The organism is Bradyrhizobium sp. (assembly GCF_004799445.1).
Lineage (GTDB): Bacteria > Pseudomonadota > Alphaproteobacteria > Rhizobiales > Xanthobacteraceae > Bradyrhizobium.
On record NZ_SSNA01000006.1, the window covers coordinates 1 to 6,622 of the forward strand.

General features: G+C 60.4%; 7 protein-coding genes. 6 read left to right on the forward strand and 1 reads right to left on the reverse strand.

Annotated elements, in window-relative coordinates; all coding sequences use genetic code 11:
- From E8A46_RS00340 to E8A46_RS00350, 3 genes are all read left to right on the forward strand, one after another.
- Positions 1 to 373, forward strand: a 373-nt coding sequence (locus E8A46_RS00340; protein WP_291556006.1) for a divalent metal cation transporter, incomplete at its 5' end; no start/stop codon positions are given.
- 383 nt (positions 374 to 756) lie between these two features.
- Complete coding sequence (locus tag E8A46_RS00345; protein WP_291556009.1) at positions 757 to 2,700, forward strand: ABC transporter ATP-binding protein/permease; 1,944 nt, start codon at positions 757 to 759, stop codon at positions 2,698 to 2,700.
- A gap of 511 nt (positions 2,701 to 3,211) precedes the next feature.
- Entirely contained in the window at positions 3,212 to 4,111 is a 900-nt protein-coding gene (locus E8A46_RS00350) for a LysR family transcriptional regulator (RefSeq protein WP_291556011.1), read from the forward strand.
- Between the two features lie 154 nt (positions 4,112 to 4,265).
- On the opposite strand, the gene E8A46_RS00355 is transcribed toward E8A46_RS00350, so the two are convergent.
- Positions 4,266 to 4,436, reverse strand: coding sequence for a hypothetical protein (locus E8A46_RS00355; protein ID WP_291556013.1), 171 nt, complete (start codon positions 4,434 to 4,436; stop codon positions 4,266 to 4,268).
- 411 nt (positions 4,437 to 4,847) lie between these two features.
- Between E8A46_RS00355 and E8A46_RS00360 the strand changes: the two genes are divergently transcribed.
- The 3 genes from E8A46_RS00360 to E8A46_RS00370 all read left to right on the forward strand — a co-directional run.
- Positions 4,848 to 5,582 (forward strand): SDR family oxidoreductase, encoded by a 735-nt coding sequence (locus E8A46_RS00360; protein WP_291556015.1) that lies wholly within the window; start codon positions 4,848 to 4,850, stop codon positions 5,580 to 5,582.
- A gap of 88 nt (positions 5,583 to 5,670) precedes the next feature.
- Positions 5,671 to 6,270: an NADPH-dependent F420 reductase gene (locus E8A46_RS00365; RefSeq protein ID WP_291556017.1), complete on the forward strand. Its 600-nt coding sequence runs from the start codon at positions 5,671 to 5,673 to the stop codon at positions 6,268 to 6,270.
- A 100-nt stretch (positions 6,271 to 6,370) separates the two neighbouring features.
- Positions 6,371 to 6,622: nuclear transport factor 2 family protein (locus E8A46_RS00370; RefSeq protein ID WP_291556019.1), on the forward strand; the 252-nt coding region annotated here is incomplete at its 3' end.

Here is a 6,622-nt window from a genome sequence, read left to right on the forward strand (position 1 = left end):
GCTGGCGATCCCCGTGCTGGCTGGGTCGGCGGCCTACGGGGTAGCTGAAGCCTTTGGCTGGCATGCCACCCTCGAAGCAAAGGCTCCAGACGCGGTCGGATTTTATACGATCATCGCAGCGGCGACCGTCATCGGATTCGGACTCGGCTTCACCGGCATTAATGCCATTCACATGCTGGTGTGGAGTGCGGTTCTCAACGGCATCGTCGCGGTCCCTATCATGGCCATCATGATGGTCATTGTCGGCAACTCCCGCCTGATGGGACGATTTAGAGCAAAGCCTTGGCTCATTGGATTCGGTTGGGTCGGGACGGGACTGATGGCTTTGGCGGTAGTCGCATTGCTCTGGTCCTCTTTGGTAGCTCTATCATAAGTAAGGCGGCGATTGTTGTAATGGTTCGTCGAGCGCGTTTCCATTTTGGTCGTCGCGGCATATCGGCCCTCGAATAAGGGCGTCGATCCCAACCAGAAACGTCCGGCTCGAAAGCGAGGCGCCTCATAACGTCGACAGAAGAGCCTTATGCAACCGAGACAATGTTGTTCGTTGCTCTATACGCAATGTCGCACCCGACACGATTCGAACGTGTGACCCTTGCCTTCCGGGCCTTGCTCCTACCCCCTCCCCAACCCCGTCAGGGCCGAGCGCAATCGGCTAGCCGAGGCGCCGGGGATGACCAAGCGTCAGACCGCCTTAGCGCAGTGGGTCGATCCGTCGAAGCTAAGGGAACCTTTTGATTTCCTTGGAGTTATTTGGTCATGTCCAAACCTCCCGCGATACCGTTCGTCGAGATCGTCGCCGAAGCCGGTGACCACGTTGAGCCACCCCCGCCCCAAATTCTTGAAACCGATCCGGATATGTCTCCAGAGGAGGCTGAGCAGATCCGCAAGGATTATCTGCTCACGCGCTTCTGGATCAGTGCCAAAGGGTTTTGGGGAACAAGCGGCGACAGGCTGGCGTGGATATTTTCCATCGGCCTTGTTGTCCTGATCGTCACCAATGTCGGCTTCCAATACGGCATCAATGTCTGGAATCGCGCGATCTTCGACGCGATTGAGAGGCGCGATTCCACCACAGTATTTTATCTGACCGCGGTGTTTTTCCCGCTGGCGATCGGCAGTGTCGTGCTCGGGGTCGCGCAAGTATTCACGCGTATGGGTATCCAGCGCCGCTGGCGCGCCTGGCTAACCAATTCCGTGGTGTCGCGCTGGCTAACCAATGGCCGCTACTACCAGCTCAATCTTGTCAGCGGAGACCATCAGAACCCGGAGTATCGCATCGCCGAGGATTTGCGGGTCGCCACCGATGCGCCGGTAGATTTCGCCGCAGGCGTTACCTCTGCATTCCTGTCCGCAACGACGTTCATCGTGGTGCTCTGGACAATCGGCGGCGCGCTCACGGTAACTGTTGCGGGATCCACGATCACCATCCCCGGCTTCCTCGTGATAGCAGCGGTGCTTTATGCCGCGATCGCCTCAGGTTCGATTATGACGATCGGACGCGGCTTTGTGCAAGTCTCAGAAGCCAAGAATCAAGCCGAGGCCGAGTATCGCTACACGCTTACCCGTGTGCGCGAGAATGGCGAAAGCATCGCACTCTTGGGAGGCGAGCAAGAAGAGCGCGACGGTATCGACAAAACCTTCACCAAGGTTCTGCGGCAATGGGCGCGGCTCGCAGCCCAGCACATGCGCACAACGCTGGTGTCACAAGGATCGAGCCTGATCGCACCGGTGGTGCCGGTGTTGCTGTGCGCACCGAAATTCCTCGACGGGAGCATGACGCTGGGACAGGTGATGCAGGCGGCATCCGCCTTCACCATCGTGCAAAGCGCGTTTGGGTGGCTGGTCGACAACTATCCGCGACTCGCCGACTGGAACGCCTGCGCGCGCCGTATCGCCTCACTGATGATGTCGCTTGACGGGCTTGAGCGTGCCGAGCGCGGCGACGGCATCGGCCGTATCCAGCGCGGCGAGACTGAAGGCGACGCTATACTCAGCCTGCACAATCTGTCCGTGACGCTCGACGATGGCACCGCCGTGGTCGGCGACGCGGATGTGGTGATCGAAGCTGGCGAACGGCTGCTGGTGGCCGGCGAATCCGGCACTGGCAAAAGCACATTAGTGCGTGCAATCGCGGGGTTATGGCCGTGGGGCGGCGGCAGCGTAAATTTCCATCCAAATCGGCGGCTGTTCATGCTGCCGCAAAAGCCTTACGTGCCGTTGGGCACGCTGCGCCGCGCCACAGCCTATCCGGCCGCAGCCGAGGACTGGACGGTTGAGCAGATCGGCGAAGCACTCGACAAGGTCGGCCTCGGTCACCTCAAGGACAAGATCGAGGAAGATGCGCCGTGGGATCAGACGCTGTCCGGCGGAGAGAAGCAGCGGCTCGCCTTCGCACGACTGTTTCTTCACAACCCAGAAATAATCGTGCTGGATGAGGCGACCTCCGCGCTCGATGAGAAAAGCCAGGACAAGATGATGGCGCTGATGAACAAAGAGCTGCCGAAAGCTACCGTAATCAGCGTCGGGCATCGTGCCGAACTTGAAGCCTTCCACAGCCGCAAAATTGTGCTGGAACGCCACAAGGGCGGCGCGAAGCTCGTGAGCGACATCGACCTCATTCCGCGCAAGGGCAAGCGTAGACTGCTGGGCCGCTTCCTGCGCCATCGCAAGGCGCCGCCGATCAAAGAGAATACAGCGTGAGAGAATTCCAAACTATACCAAAACACGTTAATTCCTGTTGGCACTCGGGCTTACCTAACGCCAAGCGTAAGCGCTACGACAGCGCACGGTGGCTCACGCTTCGAGGGAGCTAGCCATTTGGCTCGACAAATTCAAAGGAGCTCATTTGCACGCCGGGACCACGCGGCGGGCGAATGAGCCATCGGGGACCCCCTCAGCCCATTCCAGGAAATCGCCCCGCCACAGTCCCGGCACGCTCGGCACATGCTTTTCTGGCGCACCAACCGAGATATAGATAGGCACTCCAGCCATTGGCAAATTTCGGTAGCCCGGGATTGAGGGTATCGCAACGACAGAGCCGCTTTTGCACGTCGGGCGCGGGTTTGACCAGTGTCCTCCGCTGTGATCCGAAAGTCGCCGTGAGGTCCACGCCCCATCGCGGGATTCCGATGGTGTTACGGCAAGCATGGCGCACTGGCCATCGCGCAAAAAAGCGGCTAAGTTTATACCGTCTTGATATATGGGTTAGATCATGGACGCTCTTACCCTCGATCAGATCAGGGTTTTTCTGTCGGTCGTTGACGAGGGCAGCTTCCCGAAAGCGGCAAAATCGCTGCAACGGGCTCAGTCGGCAGTTACATACGCGGTCCGAAAGCTGGAGGCTGAAATCGGCGTCCCGCTGTTCGATCGTTCGGCCTACCGCTCGGTACTAACACCGGCCGGCCGCGCACTACTGACCCGAGCGCGTCGTATTGCTGAAGAAGCGGGAGCGTTCCGCGAACAGGCACGCGGCCTCGCCAGCGGCCTGGAAGCCGAGTTGAGCATCGTGCTGGACGCGCTTTATCCGATGCCTCAGATATTTGATGCGCTTCGGGCCTTCACCGAACAATTCCCGACAGTACCGCCGCGCCTCTACGTCGCGTCACTGGGTGCCGCTGCTAACCTGGTGACCGACGGGACATGCGCCATCGGATTGCTGCCGAGCAACATTGCTGAACTCGCCGCGCTCAAACTTACTCCGACCACCACCTTTCATCTCTGCCCGGTGGTCTCTCCATCCCATCCCCTCGCGTCCATACAGGGCATCATCGAGCCCCACGTGCTCCACCAGCATGTTCAACTTGTCTTGACGGACGCGTCAACATTGACGGCTGCGAAAGATTGGGGCGTGCTTTCCAGTCGAACTTGGCGCTTGGCCGATCTTGGTGCCAAAAAATCGATGCTGCTCGCAGGGCTCGGCTGGGGAAATATGCCGGCGCACATGGTAGAGGACGAAATCAAAGACGGGAGGTTGATCGTCATTCAACCGGCCGGCTCCGACACCGTCACAGCGCTGGTGCTTGGCGCTGCTTACATTTCGGAGCACAGCCTCGGACCGGCTGGACAGTGGATGCTGAAGTACCTGACCTCCGTAGCGAGCGTTGCGAGGTGAAGGCTAGGAATGAAGCATTGCGGGTCGGTTCGATCTCGCCTCACGCTCGCCGTCGGCGCCCGGACACCCGAGAACCTCAAAATCGACCTATCAAGCCCGTCGCGTTCAAGCCTGGACTCGTTGCTTCGCCGCCCGGTGCAACCCCGTTTCTTGATTAGGCCGGCATAGGCCGCCCCGCCTGCCAGGCGACGCCTCGCAAATAGTCGCTGAGCCGGTGGCCTGCCACGGACGAGTCAAACAGTTTGTCTAACCTGGCGAGCGCCGTCATCTGGCGGAACGGCCCGGTCAGCGCCGGGCCGCCAGCGTCATGCATGCTGTCGGTCATCCAGGCGCTGAACTCCTGATAGCGCCACAGGTGCGGCACCGCCGTGTCGAGTAGCCTGCCAGCGCCGCGGCGTCACCGTCGCGTACCGCCCTCATCACCGCCTGCGCCAGCTTATCGACGTCGAACAGGGCAAGGTTCAGCTCGGCGTGACACGGGAGCCGAACAGATCAGTGGCGGTGCTGAAAAAGAAAACGGCTTCAGCGGAGCTAGGTGAGCCAACGTGTAGTGGCACGTCACGTCCTGAGATCAAGGGCTGATCGATGTCGACCGCGTACATCATCTGATTCGTATACCAAGAAGGTCTAATCTCAATTGGTTTTTTTGGGAACCCCGGCACCCCCATCTTCATTGATGAAGCGCAAGTGGGAACAGATCCCTGCTTCCGTACAAATCCAACGAAGGATGCAGGACATGACCAGACTGAATGGAAAGACCGCCGTGATCACCGGCGGCGCTACCGGCATCGGACTCGCCGCGGCAAAGCGCTTCATCGAGGAGGGCGCCTTCGTCTTCATCTTCGGCCGCCGGCAGGAAGCGCTCGACGCCGCTGTGGCCGACCTCGGGCCCAATGCCCGCGCAGTGAAGGGCTCGGTTTCGGATGAGGCCGACCTCGACCGACTCTACGCGGCGGTGAAGGCCGAGCGCGGAACCCTCGACATCGTCTTCGCCAATGCCGGGGTGGGAAGCCAGCTTAAGCTCGGCGAGATAACCGCCAAGCACATTGACGAAACCTTCGACGTCAATGTGAAGGGTACGATCTTCACGGTCCAGAAGGCGCTGCCGCTGATGGGCAAGGGCGGTTCGATCATCCTGACCGGATCGAGCGCCGGCACCACGGGCGCCCCGGCGTTCACCGCCTACAGCGCGAGCAAGGCGGCAGTGCGCAACCTCGCGCGGACCTGGGCGGAGGACCTGAAGGGCACCGGCATCCGGGTAAACGTGCTGTCGCCCGGGGCGACTGCGACCGAACTCGCGAAGGAAGCGCTAGGCGAGGAAGGCCTGAAGGCCTACGGCTCGATGACTGCGCTCCAGCGCATGGGCGATCCGGCGGAGGTCGGGGCGGCGGCTGCCTTTCTCGCGTCGTCGGACAGCAGCTTCATGACCGCCAGCGAGGTCGCCGTCGACGGCGGCCTAGCGCAACTCTGACGCGCTACGCCCGGCCGGGCGCTCCATTCGATTACTCCGCCGTCACTCAATCGGGAGCCTCGCAGGGGCCACCGTCAAGGAGAAGTTTTTGAGCTACGCAATCGTCGGCTTCGGCAATATCGGCCAGGCTCTGGCCAAGGCGTTTGCCCGCAACTGCATCGAAGTATCCGTCGCGACCACGCGCGACCCGGAAAGCTTTGCATCCCGTGCGGCCGCGATCGGACCCAAGATCATTCCCAAAACACTGACGGATGCCGTCAAGGCGGACATCATCTTTTTGGCCGTCCGTTTCGAGGCGCACCCGGATGTCGCGAAGGCGCTCCCCACCTGGCAGGGGAAGACGATCATCGATGTGACCAATGCCTACGGCGTGCCCCCTGAGAAACTGGGAGGTCAGCCTTCTTCCAAGTTCGTCGCGCAGGCATTTACTGGCGCAAGACTGGTCAAGGGCTTCAACCATCTGGTCGCTGCCGTCCTTGACCAAGATCCGGCCGTACATGGGGGCAGGAGAGCCGTGTTCCTGGCGAGCGACGATGACGGTGCCGCAGAGGAGATTGGTGCGCTCGCGGAAAATCTCGGTTTCGCGCCGATCAAACTCGGCGGGCTTTCGGAAGGTGGACTGCTTGTGCAGGCGCGGGGAAATAGCTGGGGTCGGCTGATCTTCAAGGACTTGGTCAAGTTCGACTGATGAATCGTGATCGCAAATTTCGATGCGATCCTAGTTCGTGGACCACAACATGTCCGATCAGATCGGACAAAATCCGACGTAAGGAAAAAGGAGAGATACGATGAGCATCGAAGAGAACGTCCAGATTGTGAAGAATTTCTTTGCAGCAATGGGCAGCTACAATGAGCACGATCTGCTGGCGTTGGCTGCCGAAGATATCGAGTGGATCATTCCGGGCGAGGGCTGGCCGCTGGCAGGCACGCACCGCGGGCACGCGGAATTGGCGGCTGTGCTTAAGAAGGCGTCCAAAGAGGTGGAAATGAAATACCCAAAGCCCCCCGAATTCGTGGCGCAGGGAGACCGGGTTCTGGTC

Excerpts from the sequence above, each read along its gene's own strand:
- E8A46_RS00350 (WP_291556011.1), top strand. The coding sequence starts at position 3,212 with ATGGACGCTCTTACCCTCGATCAGATCAGGGTTTTTCTGTCGGTCGTT.
- E8A46_RS00345 (WP_291556009.1), top strand. The coding sequence starts at position 757 with ATGTCCAAACCTCCCGCGATACCGTTCGTCGAGATCGTCGCCGAAGCC.
- E8A46_RS00360 (WP_291556015.1), top strand. The coding sequence starts at position 4,848 with ATGACCAGACTGAATGGAAAGACCGCCGTGATCACCGGCGGCGCTACC.
- E8A46_RS00355 (WP_291556013.1), bottom strand. The coding sequence starts at position 4,436 with ATGACCGACAGCATGCATGACGCTGGCGGCCCGGCGCTGACCGGGCCG.